The sequence below is a fragment of the Paenisporosarcina sp. genome (assembly GCF_049671445.1).
Classification (GTDB): Bacteria; Bacillota; Bacilli; order Bacillales_A; family Planococcaceae; genus Paenisporosarcina.
Genome location: NZ_JBATUX010000036.1, coordinates 1 through 15738 on the forward strand (window position 1 = coordinate 1; position 15738 = coordinate 15738).

General features: G+C 36.8%; 19 protein-coding genes and 2 riboswitches. Of the genes, 12 read left to right on the forward strand and 7 right to left on the reverse strand.

Going from position 1 to position 15738, the window contains the following annotated elements; translation table 11 throughout:
- On the reverse strand, nucleotides 1-1191 hold a 1191-nt coding region (locus tag WBG45_RS05565), incomplete at its 3' end, for a bifunctional metallophosphatase/5'-nucleotidase (protein ID WP_424412787.1).
- Nucleotides 1192-1388: 197 nt separating this feature from the next.
- Here WBG45_RS05565 and dnaN point away from each other — a divergent pair.
- Both dnaN and WBG45_RS05575 read left to right on the forward strand, forming a co-directional pair.
- A complete protein-coding gene (dnaN, locus tag WBG45_RS05570; protein ID WP_424412788.1) occupies nucleotides 1389-2522 on the forward strand; it encodes a DNA polymerase III subunit beta in 1134 nt (377 codons plus the stop codon).
- A gap of 94 nt (nucleotides 2523-2616) precedes the next feature.
- The gene (locus WBG45_RS05575) at nucleotides 2617-3318 is read left to right on the forward strand and encodes a YjjG family noncanonical pyrimidine nucleotidase (protein WP_424412789.1); all 702 of its coding nucleotides are present in this window, start codon (nucleotides 2617-2619) and stop codon (nucleotides 3316-3318) included.
- A gap of 216 nt (nucleotides 3319-3534) precedes the next feature.
- Here the strand turns inward: WBG45_RS05575 and WBG45_RS05580 are convergent, their stop codons facing one another.
- From WBG45_RS05580 to WBG45_RS05595, 4 genes are all read right to left on the reverse strand, one after another.
- Nucleotides 3535-3759 (reverse strand): helix-turn-helix domain-containing protein, encoded by a 225-nt coding sequence (locus WBG45_RS05580; RefSeq protein WP_424412790.1) that lies wholly within the window; start codon nucleotides 3757-3759, stop codon nucleotides 3535-3537.
- 10 nt (nucleotides 3760-3769) lie between these two features.
- Complete coding sequence (locus tag WBG45_RS05585) at nucleotides 3770-4246, reverse strand: DUF2975 domain-containing protein (protein ID WP_424412791.1); 477 nt, start codon at nucleotides 4244-4246, stop codon at nucleotides 3770-3772.
- Between the two features lie 237 nt (nucleotides 4247-4483).
- A complete protein-coding gene (locus WBG45_RS05590) occupies nucleotides 4484-4741 on the reverse strand; it encodes a hypothetical protein (protein WP_424412792.1) in 258 nt (85 codons plus the stop codon).
- 129 nt (nucleotides 4742-4870) lie between these two features.
- Nucleotides 4871-5431, reverse strand: a complete 561-nt coding sequence (locus WBG45_RS05595; protein ID WP_424412793.1) for an AAA family ATPase — start codon at nucleotides 5429-5431, stop codon at nucleotides 4871-4873.
- A gap of 854 nt (nucleotides 5432-6285) precedes the next feature.
- A riboswitch (TPP riboswitch) is annotated at nucleotides 6286-6384 on the forward strand.
- Between the two features lie 64 nt (nucleotides 6385-6448).
- Nucleotides 6449-6544, forward strand: a riboswitch (TPP riboswitch).
- 68 nt (nucleotides 6545-6612) lie between these two features.
- Between WBG45_RS05595 and tenA the strand changes: the two genes are divergently transcribed.
- From tenA to thiE, 4 genes are read left to right on the forward strand one after another with little or no spacing between them, the layout of a single operon-like run.
- A complete protein-coding gene (gene tenA, locus WBG45_RS05600; protein ID WP_424412794.1) occupies nucleotides 6613-7293 on the forward strand; it encodes a thiaminase II in 681 nt (226 codons plus the stop codon).
- Entirely contained in the window at nucleotides 7283-8035 is a 753-nt protein-coding gene (gene thiM, locus WBG45_RS05605; RefSeq protein WP_424412795.1) for a hydroxyethylthiazole kinase, read from the forward strand. The genes tenA and thiM overlap by 11 nt, the downstream gene beginning before the upstream one ends.
- Complete coding sequence (thiD, locus tag WBG45_RS05610) at nucleotides 8032-8856, forward strand: bifunctional hydroxymethylpyrimidine kinase/phosphomethylpyrimidine kinase (RefSeq protein ID WP_424412796.1); 825 nt, start codon at nucleotides 8032-8034, stop codon at nucleotides 8854-8856. Before thiM ends, thiD begins: the two co-directional genes overlap by 4 nt.
- On the forward strand, nucleotides 8846-9472 hold the full coding sequence (thiE, locus tag WBG45_RS05615) for a thiamine phosphate synthase (RefSeq protein ID WP_424412797.1): 627 nt from the start codon (nucleotides 8846-8848) through the stop codon (nucleotides 9470-9472). Before thiD ends, thiE begins: the two co-directional genes overlap by 11 nt.
- Before the next feature lie 477 nt (nucleotides 9473-9949).
- Here thiE and WBG45_RS05620 read toward each other — a convergent pair whose 3' ends face one another.
- The gene (locus tag WBG45_RS05620) at nucleotides 9950-10519 is read right to left on the reverse strand and encodes a YdhK family protein (RefSeq protein ID WP_424412798.1); all 570 of its coding nucleotides are present in this window, start codon (nucleotides 10517-10519) and stop codon (nucleotides 9950-9952) included.
- A gap of 206 nt (nucleotides 10520-10725) precedes the next feature.
- Between WBG45_RS05620 and WBG45_RS05625 the strand changes: the two genes are divergently transcribed.
- The 5 genes from WBG45_RS05625 (at nucleotide 10726) to WBG45_RS05645 (ending at nucleotide 14379) form a co-directional block, all read left to right on the forward strand.
- Complete coding sequence (locus WBG45_RS05625) at nucleotides 10726-11646, forward strand: patatin-like phospholipase family protein (protein ID WP_424412799.1); 921 nt, start codon at nucleotides 10726-10728, stop codon at nucleotides 11644-11646.
- Nucleotides 11647-11931: 285 nt separating this feature from the next.
- Nucleotides 11932-12372, forward strand: a complete 441-nt coding sequence (locus tag WBG45_RS05630) for a MarR family winged helix-turn-helix transcriptional regulator (RefSeq protein WP_424412800.1) — start codon at nucleotides 11932-11934, stop codon at nucleotides 12370-12372.
- A gap of 63 nt (nucleotides 12373-12435) precedes the next feature.
- Nucleotides 12436-13071 (forward strand): nitroreductase family protein, encoded by a 636-nt coding sequence (locus WBG45_RS05635; RefSeq protein WP_424412801.1) that lies wholly within the window; start codon nucleotides 12436-12438, stop codon nucleotides 13069-13071.
- 32 nt (nucleotides 13072-13103) lie between these two features.
- On the forward strand, nucleotides 13104-13400 hold the full coding sequence (locus WBG45_RS05640) for a putative quinol monooxygenase (protein ID WP_424412802.1): 297 nt from the start codon (nucleotides 13104-13106) through the stop codon (nucleotides 13398-13400).
- Between the two features lie 193 nt (nucleotides 13401-13593).
- On the forward strand, nucleotides 13594-14379 hold the full coding sequence (locus WBG45_RS05645) for a SurA N-terminal domain-containing protein (protein ID WP_424412803.1): 786 nt from the start codon (nucleotides 13594-13596) through the stop codon (nucleotides 14377-14379).
- 122 nt (nucleotides 14380-14501) lie between these two features.
- Here the strand turns inward: WBG45_RS05645 and WBG45_RS05650 are convergent, their stop codons facing one another.
- The gene (locus WBG45_RS05650) at nucleotides 14502-14825 is read right to left on the reverse strand and encodes a general stress protein (protein WP_424412804.1); all 324 of its coding nucleotides are present in this window, start codon (nucleotides 14823-14825) and stop codon (nucleotides 14502-14504) included.
- A gap of 163 nt (nucleotides 14826-14988) precedes the next feature.
- Between WBG45_RS05650 and WBG45_RS05655 the strand changes: the two genes are divergently transcribed.
- On the forward strand, nucleotides 14989-15468 hold the full coding sequence (locus tag WBG45_RS05655) for a hypothetical protein (protein WP_424412805.1): 480 nt from the start codon (nucleotides 14989-14991) through the stop codon (nucleotides 15466-15468).
- Nucleotides 15469-15738: the final 270 nt, after the last annotated feature.

Consider the following 15738-nt stretch of genomic DNA (forward strand, 5'->3'; position numbering starts at 1 on the left):
CTGATGCTCTGTCCAGCTGACACCAGAGAATTGTAACTTTCCTATAGGTATACCCTGGGGACGGAACCCATTGCCATATACTTTTCGGCTCGTAATTTCTTCGTTGAAGGTTTCATGTATAAGGCCGGTTATTTGTTCTCCCGTTAGCTCAATTAAAGAAGCTCCTTGCATACTTTTACATGCATTTAAAATATCAGCCTTTGATATGTCGCCACTTTTCAATCCATTCGTTGCAGCTCCACCATACATAATTCCCACATCACATTTCCAAAAATCTTTAACACTACTAGCCATTAACTCAATTAATTCCTCATGCGTAATAGCTTCTTTTGAATGATAGACAATTTCAGATAAAAACTTCTCGGTTTCTAGCCGCCCTTTTTCTACGACTGCACTTAGTTCAGGATCACACTTATCTTCCATTGATATTTCTGTTAAGTGCCCTGTATGTTCAACTACTTTCATTTCCTCTAAATCCACAGTAATTCTTATTTCGCCGACGTATTTACCGATAGATCCTGCTTGCACGATGATTACATTTTCCACAACCTCGGGCTGACTTAACACGGTATGGCTATGGGCACCAACAATGACATCAACGAGCCCTGATAATTGTTTGGCAAGTTCTATATCAGCCCCATATCCCATATGCGAAAGGAAAATGATCAGGTTAGCACCATCTTTTCTTAATTTCTCGACGGCTTGTTTTATTGCATTAAGGGTATCTCGATTTCGAAATCCATGTTTGTTTTCATATATATCTTCAAATTGATCAGTTGCTCCAAAAAGACCGATTTTCAACTTGTTACCAACGTTAAGCATAAGGGTCTCTTTTGTTCCACCTATTTGCGAACCATCGGACTCTTCCAGGTTTAAGAGGAGCCAAGGCACTTTTGAATCCTGACTTAGCTGCCTAATTTTGTCCTTAGGTAAACGCAATAGTTCGTTGTTTCCAACTGACATCGCATCATAACCTGTAGATTCCAGCATTTCAAGATGAATAGCACCTGAAGTGGCCAGGCATTCATTCATACTCATATCCATATGATCTCCGCCATCTAAAACAATTACATGTTCACCTTGTCTAAGTAGATCCATTTTTCTTTGTTTGATTAAGGCTGATTGTCGAAGTGCTAAATCATAGTGACCATGCAAATCATTGGTATGAAGTATTGTAAGTGTTTCTTTCATGTCAAAACCTCCGACTTAATTAAAATCCATTTATAATTCGATATGCATAAAATTAAAAAGCTAATGCATTGCCATATGTATAGTGTTATAATCCTATTCTAATTATAGAATAATATGGAATTTTCTGTGGATTTAATTAATATAACATAGAGAGTTGAAACTATTAAAACAAAAATTGAAATATGCGAGGGATAATGATGAAATTTGAAATTATGCGCCATCGGCTAATTGATGGGTTAAACGATGTAATGAAAGCAATTAGTTCTAAAACGACTATGCCAATTTTGACAGGAATAAAAATTGAAGTTACAGAAGAAGGTCTTCGACTAACTGGTAGTGATTCTGATATCACCATTCAAACATTAATTAAGGTCGAAGAAAATGGAGAGCAAGTCATCCGTGTTATTGAAGAAGGATCGATTGTTGTTCAAGCACGTATGTTTAACGAAATTGTACGTAAATTGCCAACTAACGATGTAGAAATTGAAGTGAATGAACAATTCAAAACACATATTCGTTCAGGGAAGTCCGAGTTTCATATCAATGGGTTCGATGCTTCTGAATACCCATTGCTTCCGGAAATTCAGGATGACCGCCAATTTTCTATGCCAGCAGATTTATTGAAATCAATTGTGCGTGAAACAGTCTTTGCTATCTCTACCTCTGAAAGTCGTCCTATTTTAACTGGTGTTCACTGGCAAGTGAAGAATGGTGAACTCATTTGTGTGGCCACAGATAGTCACCGTCTTGCTCGTCGAAAAACGACTTTGGAGCAAATGCCTGAAGGTGAATATAGCGTTGTCATTCCTGGAAAGAGCTTAACTGAATTAAGCAAAATCATTGGCGATTCGTCAGTTCCCGTCCATATCGTCATGACTAATCAACAAGTATTATTTAAAACATCAGATGTAAGTTTCTACTCGCGCTTAATAGAAGGTACATATCCTGATACATCTCGATTGATTCCAAATGAATTTAATACGAATGTTACAATTGATGGAAAAGCATTGTTTCAAGCGATTGATCGTGCGTCTTTATTAGCACGTGAAGAACGCAATAACATTGTTCGATTTACGTCATTAGAAGGAAATGTAGTTGAGATTTCATCTAGCTCTGCTGAAATCGGTAAAGTAGAAGAAGAAATACAAACCACATTAATTGAAGGGGAAGAGTTGAAAGTATCGTTCAGTGCAAAATATATGATGGATGCGTTAAAAGCTGTAGGTGGGCAGGATGTGATGGTTAAGTTTACAGGGTCTATGCGTCCATTCATCATTAATTCGGTTCATGATGACGCTGTTTTACAATTGATTGTACCGGTTCGTACTTAAAGAAAAAATGTCCTTTTGTTTGGGTTCATCCATGATTCCCATGTATGATGGTTGTAGATTCATTTAAACTGAACTACAAAAAGGATGAGAAGAATTGAAGTATGATGTATTAATATTTGATTTAGATGACACACTATTTGATTTCGGTGAAACGGAAAAGCATGCGCTCGATCATTCATTTCGTGCCTTCAGTTTTCCTAATGGTTTAACTGAGTACCGAGCAAGTTATAAAGCGATAAGCAAAGGACTTTGGCTTGACTTAGAGCAAGGTCGTATCTCGCTTTCAGAACTAAAAGTAGAACGATTTAAACGTTTATTCCTCCAACATGAACTATCACTTAGTCCAGAAGATTTTGGACAAACGTATATAGAAAACCTAGGTAGAGAAGTACATATGATTGATGGCGTCCAAGACATGTTGACTAACCTTTCTAGCTGCAGACTGGTTCTGTTAACAAATGGGTTTCAAGATGTCCAACATGCAAGAATTGCTCTTTCTCCTTTACATCAAACATTTGAAGTGATTGTTACGTCGGAGGAGTCTGGATATCAAAAGCCTCAAGCAGAGATTTTTGAATATGTCTTTGAAAAGCTAGGTATTTCTGAAAAGCAAAACGTATTAATGATTGGGGACTCTCTAACATCAGATATCCAAGGTGGCAATAATTTCGGAATCGATACGTGCTGGTTTAATCCTTATAATAAAGAGAATCTTACAAGCATTAAACCAACATATGAAATCAGAAATTATGAAGAATTAGAACAAATCGTAAGACAGACGGTATTAATAAAATAAATTAATCCGTTAGTAAAAAAGATTACAAGGTTAAAAGCTTGACTTACGGGGTTCGTAACGATTAACTTAGATTCGCGCCTAAGAAAACGAAGTCAAATATGCATAATTTAAGCACCGCAATTCATTTGCGGTGCTTTTTTTGTAAGGTTAGATGAAATTTTAATTTTGTTCTTGATATTAGGTACCGCGTTAGTCGAATAAATATGTTTTATAATCTTATTCTTCCATAGCGTCTTCGTCACTTTTGTATTCTAAAATATCCCCAGGCTGACAGTCCAAAGCCTTACAAATGGCTTCTAAAGTTGATAGTCGAATCGCTTTAGCCTTACCGTTTTTCAAGATAGAAAGATTAGCCATCGTTATTCCAACTCTCTCCGAAAGTTCTGTCACACTCATTTTTCTTTTAGCCAACATCACATCAATATTGATTATTATTGCCATTGTTTTCACCTCAGACTATTAAGTCATTTTCTGATTTTATATCGATGGCTTCTTTTAAAAGTTTTTGAAGAACAGCAGCAAAAACTGCAATCACCATGGAAGCAAAAACAGGAACCATTCCGACAATAACGAGACCTGGTGCATCGTCAAGATCTGCTACGAGAAAAACAAATGGCAAAATCACGACATACAAACCGCTAATTGTCATTGCACAGAATTTGATGTTCTTCAGAGATCTAACGGATAATTCAGAGAAAGCTTGGTTCTTGTCAATATAGCTTAAAAGTTTAAAAGCCTGATACAATGCAATGAAAAATGGGATCACTGATACATACATACCTATTACAATGGGGTATAGTATGTGGGCATAATCTGGATTTACTGGGTTATTAGGTAACCAATAAAATCCAAATATACCCAAAGCAAGAACTGGACTACCAATTAAAAAAACAGCTAACTTTAAAAAGAGTGTTGTTCCTCGTTTCATAAAAAGCACCTCACCTAGTTATTGTTAATTTTACATTAACACATTATTTATCGTTTAGCGATAAAAAAGTGTTGTTTTGTATTATATGTTTATTGTTATAAAAAAATTGATTTTTTTCGAAAAAAGAATAAGCATTCCTCAATACAAAGAAATGCTTTATACTTTTAATCTATTCAATTTATAACTTGTTCAACTAACCTCTCCGTTAGCAGCTGTAAACACCATAAATCAACAAAACTATGTTTTCGATTTTGTTCTATTCAATAGATAAAAAATTATAGCCAATATAACCTGAATTAAAGGAACAAATTTCACCCAAGGAAATGGCGGATAACCACTAAAAAACCAAGCATCGGGATATAGTAAAATTGCACTTAACAACATCCAAATCCAAGAACGCTTCACAAGTGCATAGAGAAAAGTAATGACTGATGCTATGAGTAATGGATAAAACAAACCTAATGAACCTAACAAGAACCCCATAATTCCTTCCAAGTATAAACCTCCCCAAATTTTTATCAATTTGCTCTTCTTAAAAAACTTGCTCCTTAAGTTCAAAAAGAAACATGTGCTATTTCGGAAGTTCACTGATCTTCGACTAAAGCACTTAGTTGAACGGGAAATTTATAAGTGAAATTCCTTTTTAATTATTTGAGCGACTGCTTCTGCACTCAAATATGTGTTATCTATTCTTAAATAATTTTCCTTTTCAATTTCACCCTTTTTAGAATTCAACCTACTACTTTCTATGGTACTTAGTAAATGTTGTTCCGATTGTTCAATGTTTCTTTTAGTTGGTTTATATTCAAGTCTATGTGGGGTCGTATTACGTTTTAACCTTTCTTCTACGTTTGCTTCTAATTCAACGAAATAAATATCAGCCCCTTGAGAAGACACAGTGTGACATATGTTTTCTATATCCTCCCAATCTTCTTTTTTATTAAAATACCATACCTTAGTAAAAATCATTCCGTAATGATCACTTTTAGAAAATGAATTAAATATTTCCATTCGAAATAGGTGTGTTAATCTCCACATTTCCGGACTAAATCCGAATAGTGGCTCTAGTAAATCAATCGTCATGTGATTATGAAATAACTTTAAGCCTGTAATCTTTGCTAATTCTTGTCCGACAGTCATTTTTCCAACTGCTTGTGGCCCAAATATAAAAACAAACTTTTTCATAGTATCTTCCTCCAAACAGCATTGAAAAGATCATCATCTAATATATCTATTAAAAAACTCTGTAATAAAACATGTGTACTAAGCATTTTGTTTTGCCGGAACATGGTGATTGTGAAACCATTAGTCTTTCTAAACGTATATATATAGAAAGACTATTCTGAATTCACTTGAATATAATTGCTTGGAAAGGGGGGATTAGATGATCTGGTTGTATTTATTGATACCCGTCATTTTATTGGTAATATCAGGTTTGTGCTATGACTTTTTTAAAAGAAAAAGTTTCAAAGAAGTCGTAAATACAGAAGTTAATCAGAATGCAGAACTCGCTAAGAGGAATGCAAAAACATGGGAAAGTGGAAATTTCTATGGACTTTGATACAGATTTTTCACCTGTGTTTAGCAGGTGAAATTTTTTTGCATGTTTAATCATTTGTAGTCCACAAAATCATTTCAAATATTGTATAGGTGCTACTTGATTACTGAATACATTTATTTGTCGTCAAAACAATCTTCACAAATTAGTTTACCTTCATTTTGAAGATATGCTTTGATTTCAGTAAAACCTCTACCTTTTGGGTATCGCATCTTTACAAACACTACATCGTTTGATTTAATTTCTTTGTCACATCGAGAACATTTAGGTTTTATTTCAAACATTTTCATCCGCTCCCTTTGAACCACCTAATCCTTAATACGATTTAGTTTATTAAAGGTTTCCTTCATAAATGAACTGTTCATTAGTTTTTCAACACCATTGTCCATATCTAGTTCCCGGTTCACACCTTAGCATTTAACGATTAACATTTATACTCGTTTGTTAGATTGAGTTTAGTATGCTAGTATGAACCTAATTAAAATAGTTGCGGGGGGACGCTTTTGCGTTGAGAAGGTTAAAACCTGACCCTTTGAACCTGTTCGTTAAGACGAACGTAGGGAGCAGAGTACATAGCGTTTCGACGTGTTTTTTGTGCTAAAGCTCTCCATTTTTGGAGGGCTTTTTGTTTTCTAAATTCAATATTTTAATTGCGGGGGGACTATTTAGTTGAGAAGGTAAAACCTGACCCTTGGAACCTGACAGTTAACACTGACGTAGGGAGCAATGTTTCATGAAAAACGCTCTTTTGTCACGTACAAAGGAGCGTTTTTTGCGCTTGCGTCCATCTGAAAAAGGAGGACTAATCATGACATTTTGTGAAGAAGTACGAAAAGAAACAAATCTTTATTGGCAAGGAAGCTTTGATCACCCATTTGTAAAAGGACTTGTGGATGGGACACTGCCACTTGAAAAGTTTAAGTTTTACATTATGCAAGACGCTTATTATTTAAAGCATTACACGAAGGTTCTAGCAATTGCAGCTACGAAGGCTAAAACGAATGAAGACATTGCCTTCTTTTTAGAAACTGCTCGTTATATTAACGAGGCCGAGCTTGAATTACACCGATCTGTATTTAAAGAGCTAGGTGTCACTAAAGTTGAAGAAACTGACTTTGAACCAGCACCAGCAACTTATAATTATGTATCGCATATGTACAATGCTGCTCATAACGGCGATGTAGCAGAGGCGTTTGCTGCTATGTTCCCTTGCCCTTGGTTGTATCAAGAGATTGGGGAGAAGTATAAAGATGCAAAACCAGGGATTAAGCTATATGAAGAATGGATTTCAATGTATAGTTCACCAGATTATAAAGCAAAGATTGAGCTGCAAAAGGCAATGATGAATCGTTATGCAGAAGCAAATCCAGCCAAGAAACAAGTGTTGAAAGGACATTTTGAAAAGAGTTGCTACTATGAGTGGAAATTCTGGGAGATGCCTTGGACGCTTGAAAATTGGAAGGATGAGGTGAAGAACTATGCCTATTAAACAAATTCGAAATACGCAGCCACTTGTACATTGCATGACGAACTATGTCGTGGCGAATTTTACCGCGAATGGATTATTAGCAATTGGTGCGTCACCTGTCATGGCAGATGAAATAGCAGAAGTGGAAGAAATGGTCACGATTTCAAACGCTCTTTTAATTAATATTGGGACGATTAATACAAGAACGAAAGAAGCAATGTTGGTAGCAGGGAAGAAAGCTAATGAACTTGGAACACCTGTCGTATTAGATCCAGTAGGAGTAGGGGCTACTACGTTTCGTCAACAAGTAGTAAAGGAACTATTAGAAAATGTCCGGTTCGATTTACTGCGTTGCAATACAGGTGAACTTGCTACTATTGCAGGTGTTTCATGGAAGGCAAAAGGCGTGGACAGTGGTGAAGGGGACATGGACATTGCTGTTGTTGCCAAGCATGTGGCGAAAAAATGGAGCTGTATAGTGCTTGTCACAGGTGCTTCTGATTATGTTACGGACGGGGAAGATGAATTTTGGGTTGCTGGTGGTCATGTAAGGATGACAGAGGTAACAGGAACAGGTTGTTTACTTAGTGCCATTTGTGCAGCAGTCTTAACAATAAAAGGAGAAGCGCTTTTAAACTTACGAGATGTACTTCAAGTATATAAAAAGGTGTCTGAACAAGCGGCTCAATCTCCATCTCTCGGCTCATTCCAAATAGAAGTTTTAAATTCATTACATCAATTGTCTAGAGGTGAGGACATATGAACATCGTAATGACTATTGCAGGCTCAGATAGTAGTGGAGGAGCTGGAATTCAGGCTGACCTAAAGACATTTCAAGAACTTGGAGTGTTCGGAACATCAGCGATTACTGCGTTAACAGCTCAAAATACACTAGGCGTGGAGGGGATTTTCCCAACATCTGCAGACTTTGTTAAACATCAAATCGAAGTTGTCTTTCAAGATCTATCCGTAAAGGCAGTCAAGACAGGTATGCTTTTTTCAGCCACAATTATTGAGGAAGTAATGAAAAGTCTATGTGGCAAAGACGTTTTACTTGTCGTTGACCCTGTGATGATTGCCAAAGGAGGTACAAGCTTGTTACAAAATAAAGCAGTTGAAGCATTATTGATAAAGCTTTTACCACTTGCAACGGTGTTAACTCCTAATATTCCAGAAGCTGAAGTAATTAGTGGTATTGAGATTAAGACGGAAATGGATATCCAAAAAGCAGCAGAAAAGATATTGGCGATGGGTGTAAAGTGCGTGGTTATGAAAGGTGGCCACCTAGATGAGCACAGAACCGCAACGGATAGCGTTTATTTTGCCGATGGAACTCGCTTTAAAATGGAATCTGAACGAATTGAAACAATGCATACACATGGTACAGGCTGTACTTTCTCCGCAGCTCTTACAGCATTTTTAGGACAAGGATGGTCTTTAAAAGAGGCAATCATCGAAGCTAAAAAGTTTGTCCAACTAGCTATTGAAAACCCGATAAATATTGGTTATGGACATGGTCCAACAAATCATTTTGCCTATAAAATATCCCAAGGTATTTGTGAGGTGAACATCATTGAAGCGTAACGATCTAGCAGTTTATTTCATCATGGGTACACCGAACTGCATACAAGAACCATTACATGTATTAGAGGATGCATTAAAAGCAGGTATAACAATTTTCCAACTTCGTGAAAAAGGAGAAGGGGCATTAACAGGGAAACCACTTGAACAATTTGCTCGTCAATGCCAAGAGCTGTGTAAATCATACACCGTGCCGTTTATTGTGAATGATGACGTGGAGCTTGCCTTGAAGCTCCAAGCAGATGGAATTCACGTCGGACAAGATGATGTTTCACTAACCCAAATACGAGAAAAGTTTATAGGGCGAATCGTTGGTGTTTCAGTGCATACCGATGAAGAGTTGGAACATGCCGTGAAAGGTAGAGCGGACTATGTGGGAATTGGACCGATTTATGAAACACAGTCGAAATCCGATGCCAAAGCTCCTGCTGGGCTGACTTTTTTGAAAGAAGCGAGAAGCTTGCATCGAGACTTTCCTCTTGTCGCAATTGGTGGAATCACAACAAAAAATGCACAAGAACCACTTAAAGCGGGTGCCGATGGGGTGGCTGTCATTTCAGAAATTTGCCAAAGTCAGAATCGACATGAAACAGTAAGAGCTTGTAAAGTTCACAAGTGATTGTAAATAAGAGCTAGATATCATATATTATAAACTTTTTAAAACAATAGATGGTTTTCTTAATCCAAAATAAAAATAGCTTATTCCATTAATGGATAAGCTATTATTATTTTTCTTTATTTGAGTCAATATCATAATTGCCTTTTGATGTATGATTCACGAATAATTGAAGTGTATTTATAGCATATTAGCCCCTGCGAAAAAATAGGAACCGTCAGGTTTATTTGCCATACCTTATTTATACAGTTTGCATGGTGCTTGGAGCGAGTGAAGCGGCTGAGGCCGTGCCCGCGGAAAGCGAGCGCCGAAACGGAAAGCAATAGGCTCATAGCATTGCGCTACCTATATTTTGATGAAAAAATACAGTGAAACTATTGACTAATGGTAAGAAAGCGTCCGCCCGGAACGGAAATCGACAGAATCTCTGTTTTTAGAATGTTCGTGTTTACATCCGGTTTTATGAATTATGAAATTGACTCATTTAGCAGATAGTTCACTTTCTGTTACCCATTTATGATTGGTCACTTCTTCTCCGCTAGTAGTAGAAGTGTAATTAACCATGTAGACAGTCGTTTTTTCGGCTGAATTAATTTCAGCTGTTGCACCATCCATCCCTTTCATATGATCCGCCATAAGGGTTACTTCGGCACCACCTTCAAAAGGTGTATCACCAGCTTCCTCGATTTCTTCATGAACTACCCATTTGTGATTAGTCACTTTTTCTCCGCCTGTTGTCGGAGTATACGATACAGCATAGACTGTCGTATCAAAGGCTTCAACAATCGTTGCTTCAGCACCCTTCATACCCTCCATGTGATCAGTTTCGATTATCGCTTGACTCCCAACTTCATAGGTTGGTTTTTCTTCTACTTTTAATCCTTCAGGAACTTCACCTGAACCTGAATGATTCATATCCATACTTTCTTCAGCACCCGAATCCATATCCATGTTTTCATGATTCATATCATCTTTTTCAGAGTCTGAGCAAGCACTCAGCGCAAGTACTAAAGTTGGAACAATTAATAATTTCTTATACATATTTGCCATCAATAAGTCACTCCTTCAGCTAATGAGTAGAGTATACCCACTAATTATGCAAAATCTATGCAGAATGGCATCCTTTTTAATCAGACATAGTTTTCTCCAGACTTCGTACGTAAATAGGGTTTTTCAACTATTGTGCCTCGTAAGTTCTAATTGCTCTTCTTATTTCCTACAGTGTAATAACGATGGAAAAAGGGAGAGCTTCCTGTATGTTAATTGATGGGGTATTTTCTGGTGGGGGTTTGAAAAATTTTGCTTTAGTGGGAGCATTTCAAGCGTTAGAGGAAAAAGGATTTCGCTTTCACCGTCTAGCGGGAACAAGTGCCGGAGCCATTCTTGCCTGTTTCATAGCAGCTGGATACACGAGTAAAGAAATCGAAGAGATGCTAGATAATCAAGATTTTCAAACCCTACTTGATCCACGTAAAACCATTCTTCCACTACCGTTTTTAAAGTGGTTTTTTCTTTATTGGCGATTGGGTTTATACGAAGGAAAGGCACTAGAGAATTGGTTCATTGAAAAGTTGGCAGTAAAAGGGGTTTACACGTTTGGGGACTTACCGGACGGCAAGTTGAAACTCATTGCATCAGATTTAACTAACGGCAAAATGTTGGTTCTTCCTGATGATTTAGCCCTATATGGAATATCTGCAGAAACCTTTCCGCTTGCACGAGCTTTACGAATGAGTTGTGGAATTCCATTTTTCTTTGAACCGGTCAAGTTGAACGTGAAAATGGGGGAGTCAATCGTTGTAGATGGTGGGGTATTGAGCAACTTTCCGATGTGGTTATTTGACGAACCAAATGGAGAGAGAAAACGACCACTTCTAGGATTGAAGATTAGCCGTGGTCATAAGGAAACACCAACACATAAAATCAACAACGGACTAAATTTATTCGAAGCACTTTTTTCCACAATGCAGAATGCACATGATGAAAAGTACATTTCTCGAAAACATGAAAAAGATATTATTTTCATTCCAGTGAATGAAACCTCAACAACTCAGTTTGATCTTAGCCAAGAAATGAAAGCTGCCCTGATGGAAGAAGGGCGTACTAGGACCCTTCAATTCTTGAACACGTGGACACCAACAAGCCACAGAAAAAACTATCAAACGGTGTATCGGTAACTAATTGGTAGTTGATGTTGAACGTTATCTCCAATTGCATATTAAATTTTGAGAATCCAACACCTTGTCAGGTTGTGGATTCTCTTTTGAATATATAAAGAAGAGTAGGTAACGTGATTTTTCTGGAATAGGCACTTGAGGAATTTTTAAATGGAGGTTTCTAGTGTATATATCCAATAAAACACCCGCTCACGATTCAATTAGTTGATTTCATTCCAACATTGTTATATATTAATTGACGGGTCAATCATTGACCTGTCAATTACCTGAGAGAAGGTGAATTTATTGTCCAACTCATGTTCTGAAGAAGGAAAAATTGTGTATCGATTATACGAGATTAGCAAGCAAACAAGCCCGAAGTTTGAGCGCTGTACTGGAATTAGTCAGTCTCGATTAGACCTTTTGTCCAAGCTGTTTGAAGTGGATGAAATTAGTCAAACAGAATTACAAAAGGAAGTAAACATAGATCATGCAGCTGTAACTAGACACTTAAAGCAGCTCGAAGAAAAGGGAATGGTCACACGACGCAAGAATCCCGCTGATAATCGTTTTACGTTTGTTCGGCTTACCGATGAAGGTCGTGAAAGAATCGTTTCTTACCAAGACGAGAAACAACGATTTATTTCTAAAGTTTTAACTGGATTTACGGATAAGGAACGCTCATCACTATTAGAAATGCTTGCTCGAATTCAAGACAATGTTAAAAATATTGATCCTAATGATTAAGAATCACTAAATAAAAAAACAAACTACCAATCAAATGACGGTAGATATAGAGGAGAATAACAGATGAACCAAACACTAGTAAATGACTTTAATGAAATTGTAACAGGACGCCGCTCTATCCGAAATTATGATCCAACCGTAAAAATTAGTCGTCAAGAAATGACTGAAATATTAACTAAAGCTACTCTAGCTCCTTCGTCGGTAAACCTACAACCATGGCGTTTTGTTGTTATTGACAGCCCAGAAGGTAAAGCGACTTTAGCACCCCTAGCAAAATTTAATCAAACTCAAGTGGCAACTTCTGCTGCGATGATTGCTGTATTTGCAGATATGAATAGTCTTGATTATGCAGATGAAATATACGGGCTTGCAGTGGATGCAGGACATATGCCAGCTGAAGTAAGAGATGTTCAGTTGCCTGCTATCAAAGGATTAATCAGTACGATGACACCAGAACAATTAAAAGAAATGAATTTAATCGATGCTGGTTTAGTATCCATGCAGTTGATGTTAGCTGCAAGAGCACACGGTTATGACACGAATCCAATCGGTGGCTATGAAAAGGATCAAATTGCAGAAGCTTTTGACATGGATAAAGAGCGTTACTATCCTGTTATGCTTATTTCAATCGGTAAAGCAAAAGATATGGGCTACCAATCAGTCCGTCTTCCTGTCGGCACCATTACAGAATGGAAATAGACAGAACTTAACTTCGAAAAGAGGAACATATGATGATTATCATTCATGCTAGATTTCAATTACAACCAGAACAAGAGCAAGCATTTTTAGAAGAAATTCGTCCACTAGTTGCAGCTTCTAGAGCTGAGAGTGGGAATATTTCGTATGATCTAATGAAGGATACAGAAAAAGACAATGTCTACACAATGGTAGAATTGTGGACAGATTCTTCCGCTGTTGAAGATCATAATAAAAGCGTTCACTTCACTGCCTTTGCAAATAAAGCTCCAGAATATTTAGCAGCTCGGTTAGATGTAAAGCTTTATAAAGTTGAAGAAATTAACCGTTAGTCCTTTTACTATTTATTACGCATGACCTAGTCTGAATAAACAACACTTTCTCTTTTTCTTACATGACAAACAGATGTCAATTTGATGACTTGAAGGGTTATGGGTTTCACTTTTCGACAATATTCGTTAAGATGCAATCTAGGCTCTTTTTAATTTAAGAGTAGGAAAGAATTGAAAGGGGTTAAACATTCATATGAAATTCAAAAAAATCGTACTTCCATTTGTAGCAGGTGCTTTAGCTCTAAGCTTAGCCGCTTGTAACGATGAAGATAAAGCAACAAAAGAAGAAACACCGAAGCAAGAAACAGCTAGTAAAGATGCTAAGCAAGAAACTCCTAAAGCTCCGTCTAAAGAAGAGCTAGCTGAAATGCAGGCCAAACTTGATGAGCAACAAGTTGATAAGAGTAAGATTGTTGCTATTGTTAATGATGAAGAACTAAAAGGAGATCAATATAATCAAGCGTTGATGTCAATACAAGGTCAAATGCAACAAATGGGTCAAGACCCAACTAGTAAAGAAGCGTCTGAACAAATAAAAACACAAACACTTGATACGCTAGTGAATCAAACATTGATTCGTCAAAAAGCTGATGAAGCTAAATTGACTGCAACTGAAGAAGAAATAAATAAAGAGTATACAACGTACGAAGAACAAGTTGGTGGAGAAGAAGCAATGGCTAAAGCTCTTGAAGCTCAAAAGATGGATAAAGAGACTTTAAAAGAACAAATTGCTGACTCTATCGTATTTGGTAAATATCAAGATAAAGTTGCACCAGCGAAAGAAGTAACCGATGAAGAGATTCAAGCTTATTATGATCAAGCTGTAGCTCAAGCAGAGGGTACTGAACAAAAACTACCACCACTTGAAGAAGCAAGTGAAGAAATTAAAGGTATTCTTGAACAACAACAACAGCAGGAATTATTTGCTGCACATGTTGAGAAGCTTAAAGCAGATGCGAAAATTGAATTAAAGATTTAAAGTAAATAAATAATGACTCGAAAAGCACCTTCCATAGCGGGAGGTGCTTTTCTTATGCCATTTTCAAATGAATAAAGGACATCTCAGGCATTAGCCGTGAGATGTCCTTTATTGTTTTTTTATTATTTTTTGTATGCAACTAAGACAAGTTTGCCTAAATCGAGTTCTTTTTCGTATTGTTCCGCTTCTTGAACGGTTAACCCAACAGACGCCATTTTCGTGCGGAGCTCGTCACCACGTGAACTTGTAAGGTTTTTCATGCTGTCGAGTAGGCCCTGCTCTTTCATTCCGACGCTTTCCGTGTCCAAAGCATTTGTTATATGTTTCGAGCGATCTTTATCATGTGCAAAAATATAAATTTCATCATGTGTGAATCCTTGTGCCTCTAATTTTTCAATTTCTGTTTTAGCTTGCACTGCATTTTCTACGGTTAGTTTTACTGTCAAAGTAATCCCTCCATTTTTTGTTGCTTATTACTCTGCATACCACTCATGAAGGACAGTTAAACAAAATCAGAATAAACAAGATGAATTAAAGAAGAAAATTCATGCCAACAGTGCCACACTGACTAGTCGAAGAATAAGATGAAATTGTAGAAAGGGGACGTAAATGAAAATTAAGCTTCTAGTGGCTTTTGGGTTAATGATATCTTTGATAGCAGGTTGTGGAAATAACCCTGTGCAAGATGATGTAGTAACGTATATGAATGAAAGCTTGCCTTCAGTTGCTGAGCAAGAACTTGAGGCAATTGGATTATACGATAGTGTTTCGGGACCTAACTATACAGATGACGAAACGATGTATTACACCATATTAGATGAGGTTATTCCCAAATACCGAGACTTTATTGCTGATTTAGAGAAAATAGAAATAGAAACCGAAGAATTAGCTAAAGTACATGAAATCTATATAGAAGCGGTCAATATGCAAAATAGTGGCTTTTTAACCATTCTTACTGCAATTGAAGAACAAGATTCAGAAAAAATCAATGAAGCAAATGGAAAACTTACTGAAGCTAGAAAAATGATCAGGGAATATCAAAAGAAACTGGATGCCTTGGCTGAAGAAAATGATGTAATAGTAGAATAAAATCTCTCTAAAGTCATCAATGCAGAATTGCAGAAAACGGCTGTAATAACGATATAAGGCATCATGTAGTATCTTACTTAAATTCAAATGCAATGTAGAAATACATTTTTATCATAAATAAGCACCACCAACAATCGGAAGGTAGTTGGTGGTGTTTTTTGCGTATTGGAATTGGAATAAGAAAAGTACTAATGAAGATTGATTAGAGGAGAATCACTGTTCTCTATTGAATTGTAAATGTAAGTTTCCATATTATCACTGTGCATTTAC

Bases quoted from the DNA above. Each gene is read 5' to 3' on its own strand.
- dnaN (WP_424412788.1), top strand. From the start codon at position 1,389: ATGAAATTTGAAATTATGCGCCATCGGCTAATTGATGGGTTAAACGAT.
- WBG45_RS05580 (WP_424412790.1), bottom strand. From the start codon at position 3,759: ATGGCAATAATAATCAATATTGATGTGATGTTGGCTAAAAGAAAAATG.
- WBG45_RS05585 (WP_424412791.1), bottom strand. From the start codon at position 4,246: ATGAAACGAGGAACAACACTCTTTTTAAAGTTAGCTGTTTTTTTAATT.
- WBG45_RS05595 (WP_424412793.1), bottom strand. From the start codon at position 5,431: ATGAAAAAGTTTGTTTTTATATTTGGGCCACAAGCAGTTGGAAAAATG.
- tenA (WP_424412794.1), top strand. From the start codon at position 6,613: ATGACATTTTGTGAAGAAGTACGAAAAGAAACAAATCTTTATTGGCAA.
- thiM (WP_424412795.1), top strand. From the start codon at position 7,283: ATGCCTATTAAACAAATTCGAAATACGCAGCCACTTGTACATTGCATG.
- thiD (WP_424412796.1), top strand. From the start codon at position 8,032: ATGAACATCGTAATGACTATTGCAGGCTCAGATAGTAGTGGAGGAGCT.
- WBG45_RS05620 (WP_424412798.1), bottom strand. From the start codon at position 10,519: ATGGCAAATATGTATAAGAAATTATTAATTGTTCCAACTTTAGTACTT.
- WBG45_RS05625 (WP_424412799.1), top strand. From the start codon at position 10,726: ATGTTAATTGATGGGGTATTTTCTGGTGGGGGTTTGAAAAATTTTGCT.
- WBG45_RS05635 (WP_424412801.1), top strand. From the start codon at position 12,436: ATGAACCAAACACTAGTAAATGACTTTAATGAAATTGTAACAGGACGC.
- WBG45_RS05640 (WP_424412802.1), top strand. From the start codon at position 13,104: ATGATTATCATTCATGCTAGATTTCAATTACAACCAGAACAAGAGCAA.
- WBG45_RS05645 (WP_424412803.1), top strand. From the start codon at position 13,594: ATGAAATTCAAAAAAATCGTACTTCCATTTGTAGCAGGTGCTTTAGCT.
- WBG45_RS05655 (WP_424412805.1), top strand. From the start codon at position 14,989: ATGAAAATTAAGCTTCTAGTGGCTTTTGGGTTAATGATATCTTTGATA.